The organism is Agrobacterium sp. SUL3 (genome assembly GCF_001263295.1).
Classification (GTDB): domain Bacteria; phylum Pseudomonadota; class Alphaproteobacteria; order Rhizobiales; family Rhizobiaceae; genus Agrobacterium; species Agrobacterium tomkonis.
Map to the genome: position 1 here is coordinate 149216 of NZ_KQ414502.1, position 18311 is coordinate 167526.

The 18311-nt window shown below is 59.4% G+C and carries 16 protein-coding genes; 14 read left to right on the top strand and 2 right to left on the bottom strand.

The window, feature by feature from the left end:
* The first annotated feature begins 76 nt into the window (after nucleotides 1-76).
* From AKG12_RS11865 to AKG12_RS11880, 4 genes are read left to right on the top strand one after another with little or no spacing between them, the layout of a single operon-like run.
* Nucleotides 77-1108: an ABC transporter substrate-binding protein gene (locus tag AKG12_RS11865; protein WP_052818947.1), complete on the top strand. Its 1032-nt coding sequence runs from the start codon at nucleotides 77-79 to the stop codon at nucleotides 1106-1108.
* Nucleotides 1105-2133, top strand: a complete 1029-nt coding sequence (locus tag AKG12_RS11870; protein ID WP_046801421.1) for a FecCD family ABC transporter permease — start codon at nucleotides 1105-1107, stop codon at nucleotides 2131-2133. Before AKG12_RS11865 ends, AKG12_RS11870 begins: the two co-directional genes overlap by 4 nt.
* Entirely contained in the window at nucleotides 2130-2930 is an 801-nt protein-coding gene (locus AKG12_RS11875; protein ID WP_046801420.1) for an ABC transporter ATP-binding protein, read from the top strand. Before AKG12_RS11870 ends, AKG12_RS11875 begins: the two co-directional genes overlap by 4 nt.
* Nucleotides 2927-3400, top strand: coding sequence for a pseudoazurin (locus AKG12_RS11880; protein WP_052818948.1), 474 nt, complete (start codon nucleotides 2927-2929; stop codon nucleotides 3398-3400). Before AKG12_RS11875 ends, AKG12_RS11880 begins: the two co-directional genes overlap by 4 nt.
* A 17-nt stretch (nucleotides 3401-3417) precedes the next feature.
* On the opposite strand, the gene AKG12_RS11885 is transcribed toward AKG12_RS11880, so the two are convergent.
* Complete coding sequence (locus tag AKG12_RS11885; RefSeq protein ID WP_052818949.1) at nucleotides 3418-4242, bottom strand: class I SAM-dependent methyltransferase; 825 nt, start codon at nucleotides 4240-4242, stop codon at nucleotides 3418-3420.
* Nucleotides 4243-4356: 114 nt separating this feature from the next.
* On the opposite strand from AKG12_RS11885, the gene AKG12_RS11890 reads away from it, so the two are divergent.
* The 10 genes from AKG12_RS11890 (at nucleotide 4357) to AKG12_RS11935 (ending at nucleotide 17342) form a co-directional block, all read left to right on the top strand.
* Nucleotides 4357-5490, top strand: coding sequence for an ABC transporter substrate-binding protein (locus tag AKG12_RS11890; RefSeq protein WP_052818950.1), 1134 nt, complete (start codon nucleotides 4357-4359; stop codon nucleotides 5488-5490).
* Nucleotides 5491-5586: 96 nt separating this feature from the next.
* The gene (locus AKG12_RS11895; RefSeq protein ID WP_052818951.1) at nucleotides 5587-6726 is read left to right on the top strand and encodes an ABC transporter substrate-binding protein; all 1140 of its coding nucleotides are present in this window, start codon (nucleotides 5587-5589) and stop codon (nucleotides 6724-6726) included.
* Nucleotides 6723-7790 (top strand): FecCD family ABC transporter permease, encoded by a 1068-nt coding sequence (locus AKG12_RS11900; protein ID WP_046801415.1) that lies wholly within the window; start codon nucleotides 6723-6725, stop codon nucleotides 7788-7790. The genes AKG12_RS11895 and AKG12_RS11900 overlap by 4 nt, the downstream gene beginning before the upstream one ends.
* Nucleotides 7784-8539, top strand: a complete 756-nt coding sequence (locus AKG12_RS11905; protein WP_052818952.1) for an ABC transporter ATP-binding protein — start codon at nucleotides 7784-7786, stop codon at nucleotides 8537-8539. The genes AKG12_RS11900 and AKG12_RS11905 overlap by 7 nt, the downstream gene beginning before the upstream one ends.
* Before the next feature lie 173 nt (nucleotides 8540-8712).
* A complete protein-coding gene (locus AKG12_RS11910; RefSeq protein WP_046801413.1) occupies nucleotides 8713-9213 on the top strand; it encodes an RNA polymerase sigma factor in 501 nt (166 codons plus the stop codon).
* Nucleotides 9214-9325: 112 nt separating this feature from the next.
* On the top strand, nucleotides 9326-10321 hold the full coding sequence (locus AKG12_RS11915) for a FecR family protein (RefSeq protein WP_046801412.1): 996 nt from the start codon (nucleotides 9326-9328) through the stop codon (nucleotides 10319-10321).
* Nucleotides 10322-10470: 149 nt separating this feature from the next.
* Entirely contained in the window at nucleotides 10471-13305 is a 2835-nt protein-coding gene (locus AKG12_RS11920) for a TonB-dependent receptor (RefSeq protein WP_052818953.1), read from the top strand.
* 104 nt (nucleotides 13306-13409) lie between these two features.
* Nucleotides 13410-14165 carry a calcium-binding protein gene (locus AKG12_RS11925; protein ID WP_052818954.1) on the top strand — a complete coding sequence of 252 codons (756 nt, stop codon included), beginning with the start codon at nucleotides 13410-13412 and terminating at the stop codon, nucleotides 14163-14165.
* 14 nt (nucleotides 14166-14179) lie between these two features.
* Complete coding sequence (locus AKG12_RS11930; RefSeq protein WP_052818955.1) at nucleotides 14180-16042, top strand: type I secretion system permease/ATPase; 1863 nt, start codon at nucleotides 14180-14182, stop codon at nucleotides 16040-16042.
* The gene (locus tag AKG12_RS11935) at nucleotides 16029-17342 is read left to right on the top strand and encodes an HlyD family type I secretion periplasmic adaptor subunit (protein WP_052818956.1); all 1314 of its coding nucleotides are present in this window, start codon (nucleotides 16029-16031) and stop codon (nucleotides 17340-17342) included. Before AKG12_RS11930 ends, AKG12_RS11935 begins: the two co-directional genes overlap by 14 nt.
* A 24-nt stretch (nucleotides 17343-17366) precedes the next feature.
* Here the strand turns inward: AKG12_RS11935 and AKG12_RS11940 are convergent, their stop codons facing one another.
* On the bottom strand, nucleotides 17367-18287 hold the full coding sequence (locus AKG12_RS11940; RefSeq protein WP_052818957.1) for an SMP-30/gluconolactonase/LRE family protein: 921 nt from the start codon (nucleotides 18285-18287) through the stop codon (nucleotides 17367-17369).
* Nucleotides 18288-18311 lie beyond the last annotated feature (24 nt).

An 18311-nucleotide genomic window follows, 5' to 3' on the forward strand; every position in this document is an offset into this window, starting at 1 on the left:
AAGACGTTCCGCTGTTGCTGCGCGTTCTAACGCCTGCTGCTCTGGAACAAGCGATTTAATTTCGACTGGAGAACATATGTTTAATCCTGGACGCCTGCCGGCCTATGCCGGCCTTCTGGCCGCTGTGCTTGCGGTTTTGCCTGCCGCTTCCGCTCATGCTGCCGAAACGGTCTATCCCCTGACGATCAACAGCTGCGGTCAGGACATCACCTTCAAACAGGCGCCCGCCCGCACGGTATCCGTTGGCCAGAGCACGACCGAGGTCCTTTATCTGCTGGGCGTTGCCGACAGGGTGGTGGGTACGGCGCTGTGGATCGGCCCGGTTTTGAAGGGCTATGAGGAAGCCAACGCCAAGGTGGAGCGGCTGGCCGATAATGATCCGAGTTTTGAGGCCGTTGTCGGCAAGAGGCCCGATCTCGTAACGACGCAGTTCCAGTGGCAGATCGGCCCCGAAGGTGTTGTCGGAACACCGGCGCAATTCGCCGAACTCGGTATTCCCGTTTACACCTCGCCTGCCGATTGCGTCGGCAAGGATAATTCCGGCGGCGGTGACGGCGTGCGCAAGACTGGCTTCACCATGGAGCTGATCTATCAGGAAATCCGCGATCTCGCGAAAATCTTCAACGTGCAGGATCGCGGCGAAGAGGTTGTCGCCGATCTGAAGAAACGTGAGGAGGCAGCCCGCGCCAAGATCGCTTCGGCGAATGGCAAGATTTCCGCCGTCTTCTGGTTCTCCAGCGCCGAACTGGATATCGACCCTTACGTGGCGGGCCGCCATGGCGCGCCCGGTTACATCATGTCGGCGCTCGGGCTGAAGAATGTCATCGAAAGCGATGAGGAATGGCCGACCGTTGGCTGGGAAACCATCGCCAAGGCCAATCCGTCCGTCATCGTCGCTGGCAAGATGGATCGCCGCCGTTTCCCGGCCGATGACGTTGCCGTCAAGCACAAGTTCCTCGCGGACGACCCCGTGGCCAGCATCATGCCCGCCGTCAAGCAAGGCCATGTCTTCGACATGGATGCGCAGGCGATGAACCCGACCATCCGCACGATCGAAGGCATTGAAACGCTGGCCGAGGCGATTTCGGCCGCCGGTCTCGCCAAGTGAACGGTTTTTCCGTCAATCTCGGCAGGGCGGGGCTGGCTTTTGCCGCGCTTGCCCTGCTGCTCGTCGCGCTGATGGCCGGAGCGGCCATCGGTGAGACCGCCATTCCCTTCGACGTGGTGGCGAAAACCATCGCCAACCGTGTCTTTCATGCCGGTTACCCGCTGGAGCCGCTGGATGAGGGCATCGTCTGGAGTTACCGTCTGAGCCGCGCCGTTGTCGCCGCCTGTTGCGGCGCTTCGCTGGCGCTTGCCGGTGCGGTGCTGCAATCGCTTTTGCGCAACCCGCTGGCCGACCCCTATATTCTCGGTATTTCCGCAGGCGCCTCCACCGGAGCGGTGGCGGTCGCGCTTCTGGGTATCGGGGCAGGGTTTCTGACCATGCCGGTGGGGGCGCTGATCGGGGCTTTTGTTGCGTTCTCGCTGGTCAGCCTTCTGGCGGTGCGCGCCGGCCATGGCAACAGCGCCATCATTCTGGCCGGCGTGGCCGGTTCGCAGCTGTTCAACGCCATGACCTCGTTCATCGTCACCAAATCCGCCAATGCCGAACAGGCGCGCGGCATCATGTTCTGGCTTCTCGGCAATCTTTCCGGCGTGCGCTGGCCCGATGTCTGGATGGCTTTGCCGGTCAGCATCGCTGGTCTTGCGGTGTGCCTCTGGTATTCCCGGGCGCTGGATGCCTTCGCTTTCGGCGGTCAGGCCGCCGCCTCGCTCGGAATTCCGGTGCGCCGGACCTATGCGGTGTTGATCTCGGTTTCGGCGATCATGACGGCGGTGATGGTGTCGTTGGTTGGCTCCATCGGCTTTGTCGGTCTCGTCATTCCGCATGCGGCGCGCATCTTCGTCGGCGTTCGCCATGGCATGTTGCTGCCGGTGACGGCGTTGACCGGCGCTGTTTTCATGATCGTCGCCGATATTCTCTCGCGCATCGTCATTCCCGGTCAGGTGCTGCCGATCGGGGTCATCACCGCGCTCGTCGGCGCGCCTGCCTTCGCCTTCATTCTCGGGCAGAAAAGGGGGCGGTCATGAGATTGTCCGCTCACGACCTGCATTTCCATGCCGGCAATGTCGATATCGTGCGGGGTGTTTCCATCGATGTCGGTTCCGGGGAGTTTCTGGGCATTATCGGCCCGAATGGTTCCGGCAAAAGCACGCTGCTTTCCATGCTGGCCGGTATCCGCAAGCCGCGCCGTGGCCACGTCACGCTTGGTGACGACGCGCTTGCCTCCTTCGGACGGCGTGATCTCGCCCGCCGATTGGCCTTTGTGGAGCAGCAGGCCGAAACCACCGAGCGTATTACGGCTCGACAGGCCGTCGAACTTGGACGCACCCCCTATCTCGGTCCGCTCTCCGCCTGGTCGGCCAATGACGACGCCATCGTTAATGCCGCGCTCGACAATGTCGACATGGCGGACAAGGCGGAACGATACTGGCATCACCTTTCCGGCGGTGAACGCCAGCGCCTGCATATCGCCCGCGCCCTGGCGCAGGAACCGCATATTCTGTTGCTCGACGAACCGACCAATCATCTTGATATCGGCCATCAGATCGGTCTGCTCGATCTGGTCCGCAGGCAGGGGCTGACGGTCGTGGCGGCGCTGCATGATCTCAATCACGCCGCCATGTTCTGCGACCGCGTCGCCATCATGCATCGGGGGCAGGTGATTGCGGCAGGTGCACCGCGCGAGGTGCTGACATCGGCGACGATCGCTGATGTTTTCGGGGTGCAGTCCGTCGTCACCACGGATGAAGGCGGCTTTTCCCATATTCGTTTTCTGCCGGCCCATGGGATGGCCGATCAGGCAAAGAAAGTATTAGCTCGATGATGAGATTAAAAAAGCTTCGGCTTGGCGTGCAGCGGCGTAATGCTCTGGCCGGAATTGTATTGGCGCTGGCCACGGGCCTTCCCTTCCACGCCATGGCCGAAACCTTTGAGGTAAAAATGCTGAACCGGGGCGAAAAAGGTCCGATGGTGTTTGAGCCCGATTTTCCGGAGATCGCACCCGGTGACCGTGTGCGCTTCGTGCCGACCCACAAGAGTCACAATGCCGCGACCATCGACGGTATGGTTCCTGAAGGCGCCGAAGGCTTCAAGAGCCGCATCAACGACGAGTTCGAGACTGGTTTTGACAGGCCGGGCTTTTATGGCATCAAATGCTCGCCGCATTACGGCATGGGCATGGTCATGCTGATCAAGGTGGGTGAGGCGACCTTGCCGCAGAGCTACAGGGAAATCGGTGTGCCCGGCCGAGCGAAACCCCGGCTGGACGATCTCTTAGAGCAGGCCGAAAAATGAGACGGCTCTGGCCGTCCTCAGCCTTTCGCGGACATATCCGGCTTCACCGCGCAGACCGCATAACGGTGCTGAAGGCCGCGCAGGATGCCCTTCAGCAGGCTGAAATTTTTCGACTGGGCGCGATGGATGGCCTTTAGCTCCTGATCGACCGCGACGGGCTCGAAGCCCGTGGCGCGCAACAGCGCCGCGACATCGTCGGCCCGCGCTCCGTCGGAAAAATAGACCCGTGAAAGAATGCTGTTGAACGTATTGCCCGGATCCGCCGGCTTGTGCGGCTGGTCCGGCTTCACGAGGCCGGCGCGTTCGAGGCCCGCAGCCAGTTTCTTGACGAGTTTTTCGCGCCAGCCGACATTGACGAAATCGCCGTCGACGATCAGCAGCCGTCCACCCGGTTTCAGTACGCGGAACCATTCGGCGAAGCTCGCCTGTGGGTCCACCAGTGTCCAGACGAGATGACGCGTGATGATGACATCGGCGCTTTCATCCGGCTCCATGGTATTTTCGGCATCGCCGACAAAAAAGCGGATGTTGCGCGTGCGGCTTTTTGCTTTTTCCCGGGCGAGCGCCAGCATGGTTTCCGACCAGTCCATGCCCGTGACCTGAAAACCGAGATCGTCCATCAGGTGCGAAATGACGCCGGTTCCGCTGGCGAGATCAAGCGCCTTGCGGCCTTCTCCCGGTCCCAGATGCTTCAAAAGCAGGGCATGCCAGGCTTCGCGCTCATCTTCGGAAAAAATCTCATGTCCGGGGGAAAGGTCGAAGGTCGCGGCGCGGCCGGACCAGTAGGCTTTGATTTCATCTCTCAGGCTGTCGTTTTTGCCATATTGAATAGTGTCGATCATTTGGTCTTCAACCCGTGCGCCGGTCAGTTGAGAATGGCTCTAAAACATAAATGTTGACTAGTACAGTCAGAAAATAATACAGCCCCGCCAGTCAACACTGGAGAGCAATATCCGATGCGCATCTCAGCCAAATCTGCGGCACTTGCCCTTGGCCTTCTCGTATCCGCCGCCTGGCCGGCATTGGCCGAAAAGGTCACCGTCAAGGATGTGACCGGCCGGGATGTCGAAGTTAATGTTCCCGTTTCGCACGTCATCCTCGGCGAAGGACGGCAGATCTATTTCCTCGCGGCGCTCGACAAGGAAAACCCTTTCCAGCACGTGGTCGGCTGGCGCGACGATCTGGCCAAGGCCGATCCGGAAACCTATGACGCCTATCTTGCCAAATATCCTGAGATCGCCAAGCTGCCGACCTTTGGCGGCATGAAGGACGGCACTTTCGACGTCGAGCAGGCGGTTGCGCTGAAGCCGGACGTGATCCTGATGAATATCGACGCCAAGACGGCGACCGAAGAGGCAGGCTACATCGAGAAGCTCGCCAAGGTCGGTATTCCGCTTGTTTATGTCGACTTCCGCGAGAAGCCGATGGAAAATACCGAGCCGAGCATGCGCCTGATGGGCAAGCTGACGGGCAAGGAAAAGATCGCCGAGGACTTCATCAAGTTCCGTGCTGACTCCATCGCCAAGGTCACCGACACGCTTGAAAAGGCCAATCCGAAGAAGCCCGTCGTTTTCATCGAGCGCGCCGGCGGTTATTCCGACGATTGCTGCATGTCCTTCGGTAACGAGAATTTCGGCAAGATGGTCGAGCTTGCCGGCGGCATCAACATGGCCAAGGACATCATTCCCGGCACCTTCGGCACCGTCAATCCGGAGCAGATCATCGCCTCCAATCCGGAGCAGATCATCATCACCGGCGGCAACTGGAACGGTTACGTTCCCGGCGGCAACTGGGTCGGCGTCGGTTATGGCGCGGATGTGAAGGAAGCCCATCGCAAGCTGGAAAACCTCACCAAGCGCCCGGCCTTTACCGGTGTGCAGGCTGTGAAGGACGGCAATGTCCACGCCATCTGGCACCAGTTCTACAACAATCCCTACCAGTTCGTCGCCATTCAGGAAATTGCCAAGTGGCTGCATCCTGATCTCTTCAAGGATCTGGATCCGGAGGCGACCTTCAAGGAATTGCATGCCCGCTTCCTGCCGCTTGACTACAAGCCCGGCTACTTCGTGTCTCTGAAGGACGCGAAATAAGACAGGGACGGTGAAGAGGAGCGCCGTCCGTTCGATGGATGAGACCGCAGTGATGCGGTTTCATCATTTTCTTTTGGAACACAATGAGGACTTCTCATGCGGCTCAATGCTCTGAGGCATCTTGCGGTGCTGGCCTTCTCTCTTCTTGCCATGACAGCCTATGCAGGCGAGATCACCGATGTCACCGGCCGCAAGGTCGAGTTGGACCTGCCGGCCAAGCGTGTCATCGTTGGCGAAGCCCGCCAGATCCATGTCATCGCGACGCTGAAGGGCGACAAGACCTTCGAAAACATCGTCGGCTGGCGTGACGATCTGCTCAAGAAAGACCCTGACAGCTACACGGCCTATGTCGAGCGTTTTCCGCAGATCGAAAAACTGCCGCGCTTCGGTTATCTGCCGCAGGGCGACTTCAGCCTGGAAACGGCGATCACCCTTTCCCCTGATGTCATCACCCTCAATCTGGAAACAGAAAAAACCGCCAAGGAAAGTGGTTTCGAAGAGAAGGCTGCTGCTGCCGGCATCAAGATCGTCTATCTCGATTTCCGCATCGATCCCGACAGGAACAGCGAAGCCTCGATCGAAATCCTTGGAAAATTGTTCGGTGCCGATGAGCGCGCCAAGGAATTCACCGCCTATCGCCGTGCTGAAATTGCCCGCGTGACCGACCGGCTCGCCAGCGCCAAGGACCTGAAGCGTCCGAATATCTTCATCGAGCGTTCGCCGGGTATTTCCGGCGAAAACAATTGCTGCCGCACCTTTGGGCCTGCCAATTTCGGCGCGATGGTTGATCTGGCCGGTGGTCACAATATTGCCGACGGCATCATCAAGACGACCTTTGGCGATCTCAATCCCGAGCAGCTGGTCGTCGCTGATCCGGATCATGTCATCGTCACCGGCTCGAACTGGGCGGCGGAATCCGACATCAACCAGTTCGTTCCCCTCGGGCTGGGCGCAGACGTGGCGCTTTCGCGCGAGCGGCTGGCCAATCTGATGACGCGTACGCCGTTTCCGGAACTGAAGGCGGTCAAGCAAGGCAATGTCCATGCCGTCTGGCACCAGTTTTATGGCGCGCCTTACGAGTTTTTGCCGATCCAGCAATTTGCCAAGTGGTTCCATCCGGACCTCTTCGCCGATCTCGATCCGGAAAAAAACGCTGAGGAATTTTACCGAAAGTTCCTCCCCGTTACCTATAAGCCGGGCTATTTCGCCTCGCTCGAAAAAGGTTTGAACCAATGAGTTCGCTGAATGAAAGCGCCGTTGGCGTCAGCGGGCGCGATCAATATCGCGCCCTTGCCGCGCGCAGGATCGTTATTCTTCTCGGGCTTTTCATCGCCCTTTGTTTCAGCATGGCTGCGGATATGGCGCTCGGCCCGGCGCGCTATACAATCTCCCAAGTGCTGGCGACCATTGCCGATCCGGCGGCTGCTGCAAACCAGCTGCGGGTCGTGATCTGGGACATCCGTATGCCGATAGCGCTGATGGCTGTCACTGTCGGTGCATCGCTGTCGGTTGCGGGCGCGCAGATGCAGACCATCCTGTCCAACCCGCTTGCCAGCCCCTTCACGCTCGGCATTTCGGCCGCTGCAAGTTTTGGTGCGGCGCTGGCGCTTGTCGGCGGCGTGGCGATCTTTCCGGGTGCTGTGCATTATATGGTGCCGATCAATGCCTTCATCATGGCCATGGTTGCGGCGCTCTTCATTCATTTCGCCTCGACGCTGCGCGGTGTGACGGTCGAAACCATCGTGCTCCTCGGCATCGCTCTGGTCTTCACCTTCAACGCGGCGCTGTCGCTGCTGGAATATCTGGCGTCCGAACAGGCGCTCGCCGCCGTCGTTTTCTGGACCATGGGAAGCCTGACGAAGGCAACCTGGGAAAAAGTCTATGTGACCGCGGCCATTCTCGTCATCACCGTGCCGATGTTCATGCGCAACGCCTGGGCGCTGACGGCGCTCAGGCTGGGCGATGACAAGGCAGCCAGCATGGGCATCAATGTGCGCCGGCTGCGGCTGCAGACGATGCTGACGGTCAGCCTGCTGGCGGCCATCCCGGTTTCTTTCGTCGGCACCATCGGTTTTGTCGGGCTTGTCGGTCCGCATATCGCCCGCATGCTGGTAGGTGAAGATCAGCGCTTCTTCCTGCCCGGCTCGATCATCTGCGGCGCGCTGCTTCTGTCGACAACCTCGGTCATCAGCAAGGTCCTCATCCCCGGCGCCATTTTGCCGATCGGGGTCATCACGGCGCTCGTCGGCGTACCGTTCTTTTTCGTGCTCATTTTCGGCAACAGGAGACGCGCATGGTAGCGCTCGCACTGAAGGATGTCGGTGCCGCCTATGGCCGCACTACGGTTCTGTCCAAGGTCGGCATCGATACGCTGGAAAGCGGCAGCGTGACGGCGGTGATTGGACCCAACGCCGCTGGCAAATCCACGCTTTTCAAGCGTATCGCCAGCCTGATTTCCGGTCCCGGTCTGGTCGAGCTCTCCGATACGGCGCGCGGTAACCGCGCCATTTGTTACATGCCGCAGGATACCGGCGCCAACGCCGTGCTGACGGTCTACGAATCCGTGCTTCTATCCGCCAAGCAGGGCGGTCATAGCTGGCGCGTTCAGGATGATGAGCTGTTTGAGATCGATGCCATTCTCAAGGCGCTGAAAATCCACGATCTTGCCTTCCGCGGCCTCGGCGAGTTGTCCGGCGGCCAGCGGCAGCTGGTGTCGCTGGCACAGGCGCTGGCGCGCAAGCCGGAAGTCTTGCTGATGGACGAGCCGACATCGGCGCTCGATCTTCACCGGCAGATCGAGGTTCTAGGTTTCGTGACCGAGCTTGCCCAGAAAACCGGCATGATCGTGTTGATCGCCCTGCACGACCTCAACCATGCACTGCGTTATTGCGAGAATACGATGGTAATCGCGCGCGGTGAAATGGTGGTGAGCGGCAGTACCGAGGCGGTGATAACCTCGGACATGCTCCGCGATATCTATCGCATTGATGCCCGTATCGAGCCCTGTTCGCAGGGGCGGCCGATGGTTATCGTCGACGGAGCTATCTAACGCCAGCAGAAGCAGGCCGCATCTGCTGGCGGCCGCACAAATTCTTGATGATAATTGTCATGAAATATCTGTTCGACTGACGGTTTGAGTGCTAGAGATTTTTACCGGAAATCTGCGCTGCCAAACAGCGGCGTGCAGTTTCGTTGATCCTTGAAATTTCTCTCGGTTGAGACATGGGCATACGGGAAGATGACAAGCGTTATAACGCTTACGTCGCGCATAGGGTCGACCTGATCAAATACGCCACCCTCATTTTGGGGTCGCGGGCGGATGCGGAAGACGTTGTTCAGGAGGCATTCCTGAAATTCGTTCCGGAGGCCTCCGGCAACCCCTCCAACCTCAAATCCTATCTCTTCCGCATCGTTCGCAACCTTGCTCTCGATAACCGTCGGCGCAGTCGCCAGGACCTGCGGGAGCGGCCGGATGACACCCCGTTCTGGGGTGTGCCGCAGGATCACGGCACGCCGGAGGAACATGCGCTGTTCTGCGATGAAGTCCGGCAGATGCAGACTATTTTGGCCTCCCTGCCGGTTCAGGCACGTGTGGCGTTGGAAATGCATAGATTCGGTGGTTACAATATGGAAGAGATCGCGCGTCACCTCGGGGTGTCCGTGGCCAGCGCTCACCGTCTGATCAAGGGCAGCATTGCCGCGATTACCAAAGAAATGAAGTAAAATTGCCCTGCTTGCCGCATCCCGTGAAAAAAATCTCTCTCTCAAACGTCTTTATAACAACGCGGAAGACGAGGCGGCTCCTCCGCCTGCCCAAAGGAACTGGCCGGGTTCAATGACCATTGATCCAGACAATAAAATAGAATTGCCGAACGGGAAGGCGGAAGAAGCGGCCGAATGGCTGCTTCGCCTTCAGGCAGGCACAGTGGAACCGCGGTTGAAGGCTGAATTCGACCGATGGCTGGCATCGTCTCCGGCAAACCGTCTTGCCTGGGAGCGGACCTGCAAGACGTGGCGCAACCTCGGTCTGCTAGAGCCGGAATTCAAGAGCCTCTGGGAAGATGCGCCGCATCTGCCGGAAAAGGCCGCGAAACCGGTATCGCGGCGGCGTTGGTCCGGGCGGCATTATGCCGGTGCGGCGATGGCGACGGCGGCTCTCTGTCTTGCGGTGCTGTTCGTCCCGGCGTCTCTCGTCCGTATCAAGGCCGATTATCAGACCAGTACCGCTGAAAGCCGCACGATAACTCTCGATGATGGCAGCAGGGTACAGCTTGCGGCGGCGAGTGCGCTTTCCACGGATTTCACCAATGGTCGCCGCACTGTGAAAGTGCTGAAGGGCGAAGCTTTCTTCGATGTCGTGCCGGACACCACGCGCCCCTTCATCGTGGAGGCGAAAAACGTCACCGTTCAGGTGCTGGGCACGGCTTTCGACGTCGACCTGACGGATGGTGTAACGCAAGTCGCACTTGCCCACGGTTCCGTGGAAGCCTCCTTCCGCAACGCACCGCCCACGCGGCTCGTGCCGGGCGAGATGCTGATTGTCGACGCTTCGGGCACGATCCGCAAAGAAAATGTGTCCGTCGAGGATATTGGCGGCTGGCGCAATGGCGAGCTTTACGTGGTGGATGCGACGATCGGTTCTGTGGTGGAACAGATCCAGCGTTACCATCCGGCATGGCTGACGATGGCCGACAAGACGCTGGCCGAGCAGCGGGTGACGGGCTTTTACGATTTACGCGAACCGGACCGCGCGCTGGAAGCATTGGTGGAGCCTTATAAGGGCAAAGTTCACGCGATTGGCGATAGTGCCCGCATCATCACCCGCTTCTGAAACGCTCTGAAGCAAAAAATCATGTTTATTTTCAGTAATTTATAAAATTTATTCCGAAAGCCTGAAAAAAATTGCCGAGGCAATCGTCTTTTTGTTGAGTAATCCGGTCAAGATATATCCGGAGTGAAAGACAGGAAGACAAAGCTAGTATGCGCCTCCAGATACGTACGACCGGTTCAGAGAAAAAAACGGGACAGCGGGCGCGCAGGGCCGCCCTGCTGGCGACGACAGTGGTCGCCGTGTCAATTTCGGTGCCGGCTTTTGCACAGACCGCGGCGAATACCGCAAATGGTCAGCGCGCCGGTGGTGAACAGGGCGCAACGCGGCCATTCAATATTCCCGCCCAGTCGCTATCGTCCGTCGTCGGCGCTTTCGGGCGGCAATCCGGTCTTCAGGTCACGCTTGCCACGCCATCCGCCGGCAATGTGCGCACCAATGCCGTCACGGGCAGTTTCACGGTAAGGGAGGCCCTGTCACGGCTGCTGGCCGGCACGGGCGTCAATTTCCGCATCGCTGGAAATGGCCGAACGGTCGTCATCGGCACGGGGCAGACGGCCGCCGATCTTTCCGGGGTCGAAGGCACGACTGTTCTGGAAGCAATCACCGTCACCGGTAAAACCGGGCGTAATTCCATTGCCGGCACCGGTTATCAGGGAACGCCGGACTGGGTTTATGAAACCCCTGCCAGCGTCAGCGTTGTCAGCCGCGAGGCGATCCAATCCGCCGGCGTGCGGAATACGCGCGATGTCTTCAACCGGGTATCCGGTGTTTATGCCGGGGAAGGCAATGGCAGTTTCCCGACAGTTTCGCCCAATGTGCGCGGTTTGCAGGAGAGCGGCCGCGTGGTCGTCTCCATCGATGGTGCGCGGCAGAATGCGCAGCGTGGTTTCAGCACCGGCGGCGCCTCGATTTATTCCGCCAATAACGGCCAAGCCTATGTGGATACGGCCTTTATCCGTGCGGTCGAGGTCGAAAAAATGACGAATGCCACCTCCGGCAATGCCGGTTCTCTGGGCGGCAAGGTTGAGTTCCGCACCATCCGCGCCGCCGATATTATCCCCGAAGGTGCGAACAAAGGCGGGGAGGTCAACATTTCCCGCGGCACAAATGGTTACGATTTTCAGGGTTCGGTTCTGGCTGCTGTTCGAGAGCCGGATGGTCCTCTTTCTTTCGTTGCAGGTTACAGCCGCACGATCATGGACGAATACAAGATCGGAACGAAAGGCGAGGCCCAAAGCACCGCGCTGACGATGAAAGACCTGCTCGGCCGGGATGGCTGGTCGACCTTCTTCAAGGGCGAAGGCGATTTCGGGGATGTGCAGACTTCATTGTCATGGATGCATCAGCAGAATGATTTTGTGCAGGGTGCATCCAACTTTATCGACCGGGAAAGCGTACGCAACGACAGCATCGTGGCCAAGCTGGACTGGGATCCCGAAAGCGAACTCATCGACTTCAAGTCGTCACTGTGGCTGAACGATAACATGACGCATGAACTGCGTGCGGCGCGTCCCGGATATGCGGTTGAAACGAATCTCGATATGGGCCTGCGCAGTTTCGGCGGCAGCGTGGAGAATACCAGTCGTTTCGATACCAAAGCGGGTGCCCTTAGCTTTACTTATGGAGCTGAAGCTTTCCGGGATGTCGCTACATCAGTTGCCACCAGTTCCAACATCTCGCTCAATCCGACATGGGAGAGCAGCTATACGGCCTTCAGCCCGGCTGGGCGACGCGACGTGGCCAGTCTGTTCTTTAACGGAGAGCTTGAGCCTGCCGATTGGGTCACGATTCGCGGCGGCGTTCGGTATGACTGGTCGCGTCTGAAAGGGACGACCACCTATTATAACCAAATCGTGGTTGCAAAGGGGGTAAACCGTGTAGTGGGGACCGGAGACAATTATCTCGCCTACGCTTCACAATACGTACCGGTGACCTACGATCGAATTTATACGAGCTGCACCACAGGTGCCTATGCCGGTCGCGTCTTCACGCCGGCCCAGCGGGCAAATTTCTGTAACACTTTGAACAATGTCTGGCCCAATACCAGAGGCGAAATCATCAATGGTCGGTGGCACGATGCCGGCACCACCTATTTTGGTACGACCTATGATACCGAATATCCCTCTTACGATGTCGAAATAGACCGCACCGATAGCGCTTGGCTGCCTTCCGCGACGATAGAATTCAAGCCGACCGACTGGTTCCGGCCTTATCTCAGCTATTCCCAGAGTTTCCGTCCGCCCACTATTCTCGAAGCCTTCTTCGCCGGTGCGCGACCGGGGGATTCGGTGGGTTATGAATACGCCCCCAATCAATCCCTGCGGGCGGAAAAGGCAACGACCTATGAAATTGGCGCGAATATTAGTTTGGATGGCGTGTTGCTGGACCATGATTCAGTGCGCATCAAAATGGCCGCCTTTCGCCGCGAGGTGAAAGATTACATCGCGCTCGGTTATCTCGCCACAGATCAGGTTGCGGACCGCACCTATACCAGCTTCGTCAATCTCGACGGCACGACCTATATGCGCGGGCTTGAACTTGAAGGCAATTATGACGCGCGAAGTTTCTGGCTTGGTGGTTCGGCAACGTTGCTGAAGACAGACTGGCCGGACAAAACGCAGGTTTTTTCCAACGGCACCACAACAACGAGCGGCGAGATCGTCGCCTGGCCCGGCGATGTGGCCCCAAAGGTGAAACTCACGCTCGATGGCGGTATGCGTTTCTTTGAGGAAAAATTCTCTCTGGGCGCGCGGTTGAACCACGTCACGCCGACACAATCGCGCACGCTCGATACGGAGGGCAATCTGCGTGAGGTGACCGATCCCTACACGACGGTAGATCTCTATGGATCCTACGCTTTCAATGACAAGGCGACGCTTCGTTTCGCCGTCAACAACCTGATGGACCGTAAATATATTCCGGCAACAAGCGCTTACACCGCGCCTGGCCGTACCTTTATCGCGACGATGAACGTGAAATTCTGAGGCGCGGAAGAGATTCTCCGGGCCGGGTTGCAGCCCGTCCCGGAGATGAAACGCCTTCGTCACAGGACGAAGGTATCGATATTGGCCAGCAAAGGAGTACACCTATGGCTACCACAATTCAACTGACGCAGTCTTCCTCCGACCTGATCGGCTATCTCAACGGTTGGACGAGCGGTTTCGGTTCGACCTATGGTGCGTTCTACGACGCTCAGACCAGCTCTCTCGCCACGACCACCATCGATCCCAACACGACCTATGAGGCGTGGGGCGACGGCAGCAACGGCGGCAAGGGCATCGTCATGAGCGGCGCTCTGCAGTACTCCCAGGGCAACCTGACGGGTTCGGTTGACAGCATCGTTCTGGGCACCGGCTACAGCCAGTCCACCAGCGGCATCGCCGTCAGCCAGCAGGAACTGCTGATCGATCCCGACAGCGCCTATTCGCTCGCCGGCGCGCGCGATCTGCTCGATCTCGCGGTGTACCAGCTTGCCCGTTTCGGCTCGCTGGCCGGCTTTTATGACTACTTCGCGGCTACCGGCACGGTGATCGAGGACACGGCGTCCTCCAACACCCTGACCGGTTTTGCGGGTGCGGATACATTCGTATTCTCTGGCGGCAGTGATGTAGTTCAGGCCGGCCCCACCGGCACATACGGTTATCAGGATGGTGCGGACAAATTGGACGTCTCCGCTTGGGGTGCCGGCAGCATTGACGACGTCATCATCAGCAACAATGCAAATGGACACGCTGTCATTGAAAATATCTTTGGTGGCGACACCATCACACTCGTTGGTGTAGATTCCAGCGTACTCGACGCATCGGACTTCATTTTCGCCAGCGCATCGGCGCTTGCCGCGTAAAGGAAAAACAGGCTGTGGGCTTTCAAAACCACCAGCAGACACCGCCGCAGTCCCTCACTGCGGCGGTTGTTTCGCCCCTTAAAAGCACGTTTCTCGGCGTCGCGCTCGTCAGCGGTGTCGTCAACATACTGGCGCTCACCTCGCCGCTCTTCATGCTGCAGGTCTATGACCGCGTACTGGCCAGCGGCAGCCTGCCGACACTGGTCGGGCTCGCCCTTCTCGCGCTCGGTCTCTATGGTTTCCAGTGCCTGCTTGATATCATCCGCGCCCGCGTTCTGATCCGCATCGGCGAAGATTTCGACATGCGACACTCCGGCAGGGTGCATGATGCGGTGGTGCGCCTGCCGCTCGTCAACCGCATGCCGGGCGATGGGCTACAGCCGCTGCGCGATCTCGACAATGTCCGCGGCTTCCTCTCCGGCACGGGGCCGACGGCCTTTTTCGATCTGCCGTGGATGCCGCTTTATCTCGGCATATGTTTTCTGTTTCATTTCTGGATCGGCGTGACGGCCCTTGCCGGCGCCATTTTGCTCATATCGCTGACGATCCTGACCAACATCTTTTCGCAGAAGCCGATCCGCGACACGATGGTCGAAAACATGGCCCGCAATCGGCAGTTGGAGGCCTCGCGCCGCAATGCCGAGGTCGTGCAGGCCATGGGGCTTGGCGGCAGGCTCGGCAAACGCTGGCAAAACTCCAACGAGGCCTATCTCGCCGCCAATCGCAAGGCGGGCGATGTGGCCGGCGGTCTTGGCAATATCGCGAAATCCCTGCGGGTCGTGCTGCAATCGGCCATTCTTGCGGTCGGCGCATGGCTTGTCATCAACCAGGAGGCTTCGGGCGGCGTGATGATTGCCAGCTCGATCATGATGGGCCGGGCATTGGCGCCCGTCGATCTTGCCATTTCCAACTGGAAGTCCTTCGTGGCCGCTCGGCAGAGTTGGGCGCGACTGAGGGAGCTATTCGCGCAGATGCCGGCCAATGCCACGGCCATGGCATTGCCGAAACCTGAAAAGGAATTGCGGGTAGAGAACGCCACCATTGTCCCGCCGGGCGAGAGAAAGCCGACTGTCACCGGCCTTGGCTTTGTCATCACTGCCGGAAATGCGCTCGGGGTGATTGGCCCCTCCGGCTCCGGCAAATCTACCCTGTCGCGTATTCTCACCGGCGCCTGGATGCCGGCGGCTGGCAAGGTACGGCTGGATGGCGCGAGCTTCGATCAATGGGATCGCGAGGCCCTTGGCCGTCATATCGGCTATCTGCCGCAGGGCGTGGAGCTGTTCGACGGCACGATCGGTGAGAATATTTCCCGTTTCGAGGACAATCCCGATCCCGAGGCCATCATCGCCGCGGCAAAAGCTGCCGGAGCGCACGAACTGATCCTGCGTTTCGAAAAGGGCTATGACAGCGATATCGGCGAGGCGGGCTCTGCCCTTTCGGCCGGGCAGCGCCAGCGCATCGGGCTTGCCCGCGCGCTTTACGGCGATCCCTTCATCGTGGTGCTGGACGAACCGAACGCCAATCTTGATGCGGAAGGTGAAGCCGCCGTGATCAAGGCGATTGCGTCGGTCAAGGCGCGCAAGGGCATCGCCGTCGTCGTCGCCCACCGGCCGAGCGCCATCGGCGTTGTCGATCTCATTCTGATGATGGAAGAGGGGCGTATGAAGGCCTTCGGCCCGCGCGACGAGGTACTCTCAAAAGTGCTGCGCGTTCCCCAGGGGCAGGCTCAAAAAGGGCAGGCTCCCAAGGGATACACCGCATCCGCCCAGACGGTCTCGCCGTTGCGTGTCGTGGCCAATACCCAAGCCCAGCCAGTTGCGCTGGAAGATGCCCGGGAAGAGAACAGCCAGGAAGGAGATGCGGATGTCAAACACTGAGCAGCGCGCCCATGTATCCCGCTCCATCCGCACACATTTGCTTGCCGGCCTTGCCGCAGGCGTTGCGTTGCTGGCCGGTGTCGGTGGCTGGGCTGCGACGACCAATCTTGCCGGTGCTGTGGTCGCCTCCGGTCATCTCGTGGTGGATTCCTACAGCAAGAAAGTGCAGCACCCGAGCGGCGGCGTCGTCGGCGAAATTCTGGTGAATGAGGGCGACAGGGTGAAGGCCGGAGATGTCATCATGCGCCTCGACGCGACCCAGACCCGCGCCAATCTCGCCATAGTGACAAAGCGTCTGGATGAGCTGAATGCGCGCATGGCGAGGCTGGAAGCCGAGCGGGACGATATGCCGGAACTCGTCTTCCCGCAGGCTCTGCTGTCACGCAAGGATGATCCCGATGTCGCTTCCTCCATGCGCAGCGAAACCAGGCTGTTCGAGTTCCGCAAGTCCTATCGCGAGGGTCGAAAAGCGCAGCTGTCCGAACGAATTACCCAGTTCGAGCATGAAATCGAAGGCTTGAAGGCGCAGGAAGTCGCCTATGATAACGGTCTTGCGGTTTTACAGGCTGAAATCACCTCGCAGAAATCCCTGCGGGAACAGGGCGTCGTGTCCGTGCAGCGGCTGAACAGCCTGCAGACGCAGGCCGCGACATTTGGCGGCGAGCGCGGCGAAAAAATTGCTTATCAGGCGCAGACTGCCGGCCGGATCACCGAAACGAAGCTGCAAATCCTGCAGATCGATCAGGAATTGCGTACCGAAGTCGGGCGGGAGCTGCGCGAGATACAGGCCCAGATGGGTGAATTTGTCGAGCGCAAGGTCGCCGCCGAAGATGAGTTGAAACGCATCGATATCATCGCGCCGCAATCCGGCATGGTGCATGAAATGGCGGTTCATACCGTCGGCGGCGTGGTGACGCCGGCCGACCCGATCATGCTCATCGTGCCCGATGGGGACGAGCTGGCGCTGGAGGTGCAGATCGTACCGAAGGATATCGACCAGTTGCAGGTGGGGCAAAAGGCCATGCTGCGCATGACCGCCTTCAACCAGCGCGTCACGCCGGAACTGGAGGGCCATATCAGTCGCATCGCGGCGGATATCACCACCGATCAGCGCACCGGTCTCTCCTATTATCTGGCGCGGATTTCCGTGCCGGTCACAGAGCGGGAAAAGCTGAACAATGCGCCACTGGTGCCGGGCATGCCGGCAGAGGCTTTTATCCAGACCAGCGAGCGCACGGCGCTGTCCTATATCGCTAAGCCGTTGACGGACCAGATCAGCCGCGCCTTCCGGGAAGAGTAGGAATCTGCGCTCGGTTTCCGGGCTCTATCCACCTTCGCCAAAACGGAAGGCTGCAAATCCCTTCGTCGTTGTCGGGATCGCCCAGACGCCGCCCGAAAACGGTGCTTTCGCGAGCCGGTCTTCGGACATGTTGTGGCGGTGTGATGTCAGGAAAAGGATGCTGAAATCAGGTCCTCCGAAGCACGGCATGGTGGGGTGCGGGACGGGCGCTGCGAGCACCTCCGCATGCCCGCCGTCGGGTGTGAAAACGTTCAACAGGCCCGCGGAAACGCCCGCGCTGTAATAGGCGCCGCTGCTGTCGAGGCAGCCGCCATCGGGTCTTCCTGTCTCTTCCGTCATATGGGCCACCGGCACGCCCTCATCGAACGTGCCGTTCCTGCTGTCGAATTTTCGCCGGCGTATCCACTTCTGGACGGAATCGCTCTGCCACACGATGGAACCGTCCTGGGAAAAGGCGAGGCCGTTGGGGCATGTCAGGCCGGTCTGCATGCGCTCGGCGCTTTTTTCGGTGATCCGCCAAAGTTCACCATGGGGCTCCATGTCCGCGAGTGGCACATTGTGCATGGTTCCCACCCAGAAAGCGCCGTCGGGGCCAACCCGTCCGTCATTCAGCCGGCAAGGAATGCCGCCCGGCGCCGGAATGGAGTGGAGGAGACGCGTTTTGCCGCTGTCCGGATCGAGGATGACAATATCCATGCCGCAGGCGACGATGAGGTCGCCGTTCTGACACAGCCCGAGACTCGATACCGTGTGGGGGAACGACCATTCGCGATAAAGGCCGGGCTCAAGCGCTGCGGATCGCACCGTTCTACCGAGTATATCGCACCAGAAAAGCACCTGTCGCCGCTCGTCCCAGACAGGGGATTCCGCAAGTGTGCTCATCGTGTCGCACAGAAGTCTCGCCTGCGACATGGCAAGCGCTTTTTCGGGATTTGCCGTGTTCATGATGCTCGAACCGTTGAAAATGAT

What these genes read in the sequence shown, in the direction of transcription:
- AKG12_RS11865 (WP_052818947.1), top strand. Translation starts at nt 77, where the DNA reads ATGTTTAATCCTGGACGCCTGCCGGCCTATGCCGGCCTTCTGGCCGCT.
- AKG12_RS11875 (WP_046801420.1), top strand. Translation starts at nt 2,130, where the DNA reads ATGAGATTGTCCGCTCACGACCTGCATTTCCATGCCGGCAATGTCGAT.
- AKG12_RS11880 (WP_052818948.1), top strand. Translation starts at nt 2,927, where the DNA reads ATGATGAGATTAAAAAAGCTTCGGCTTGGCGTGCAGCGGCGTAATGCT.
- AKG12_RS11885 (WP_052818949.1), bottom strand. Translation starts at nt 4,242, where the DNA reads ATGATCGACACTATTCAATATGGCAAAAACGACAGCCTGAGAGATGAA.
- AKG12_RS11890 (WP_052818950.1), top strand. Translation starts at nt 4,357, where the DNA reads ATGCGCATCTCAGCCAAATCTGCGGCACTTGCCCTTGGCCTTCTCGTA.
- AKG12_RS11895 (WP_052818951.1), top strand. Translation starts at nt 5,587, where the DNA reads ATGCGGCTCAATGCTCTGAGGCATCTTGCGGTGCTGGCCTTCTCTCTT.
- AKG12_RS11900 (WP_046801415.1), top strand. Translation starts at nt 6,723, where the DNA reads ATGAGTTCGCTGAATGAAAGCGCCGTTGGCGTCAGCGGGCGCGATCAA.
- AKG12_RS11905 (WP_052818952.1), top strand. Translation starts at nt 7,784, where the DNA reads ATGGTAGCGCTCGCACTGAAGGATGTCGGTGCCGCCTATGGCCGCACT.
- AKG12_RS11910 (WP_046801413.1), top strand. Translation starts at nt 8,713, where the DNA reads ATGGGCATACGGGAAGATGACAAGCGTTATAACGCTTACGTCGCGCAT.
- AKG12_RS11915 (WP_046801412.1), top strand. Translation starts at nt 9,326, where the DNA reads ATGACCATTGATCCAGACAATAAAATAGAATTGCCGAACGGGAAGGCG.
- AKG12_RS11920 (WP_052818953.1), top strand. Translation starts at nt 10,471, where the DNA reads ATGCGCCTCCAGATACGTACGACCGGTTCAGAGAAAAAAACGGGACAG.
- AKG12_RS11925 (WP_052818954.1), top strand. Translation starts at nt 13,410, where the DNA reads ATGGCTACCACAATTCAACTGACGCAGTCTTCCTCCGACCTGATCGGC.
- AKG12_RS11935 (WP_052818956.1), top strand. Translation starts at nt 16,029, where the DNA reads ATGTCAAACACTGAGCAGCGCGCCCATGTATCCCGCTCCATCCGCACA.
- AKG12_RS11940 (WP_052818957.1), bottom strand. Translation starts at nt 18,287, where the DNA reads ATGAACACGGCAAATCCCGAAAAAGCGCTTGCCATGTCGCAGGCGAGA.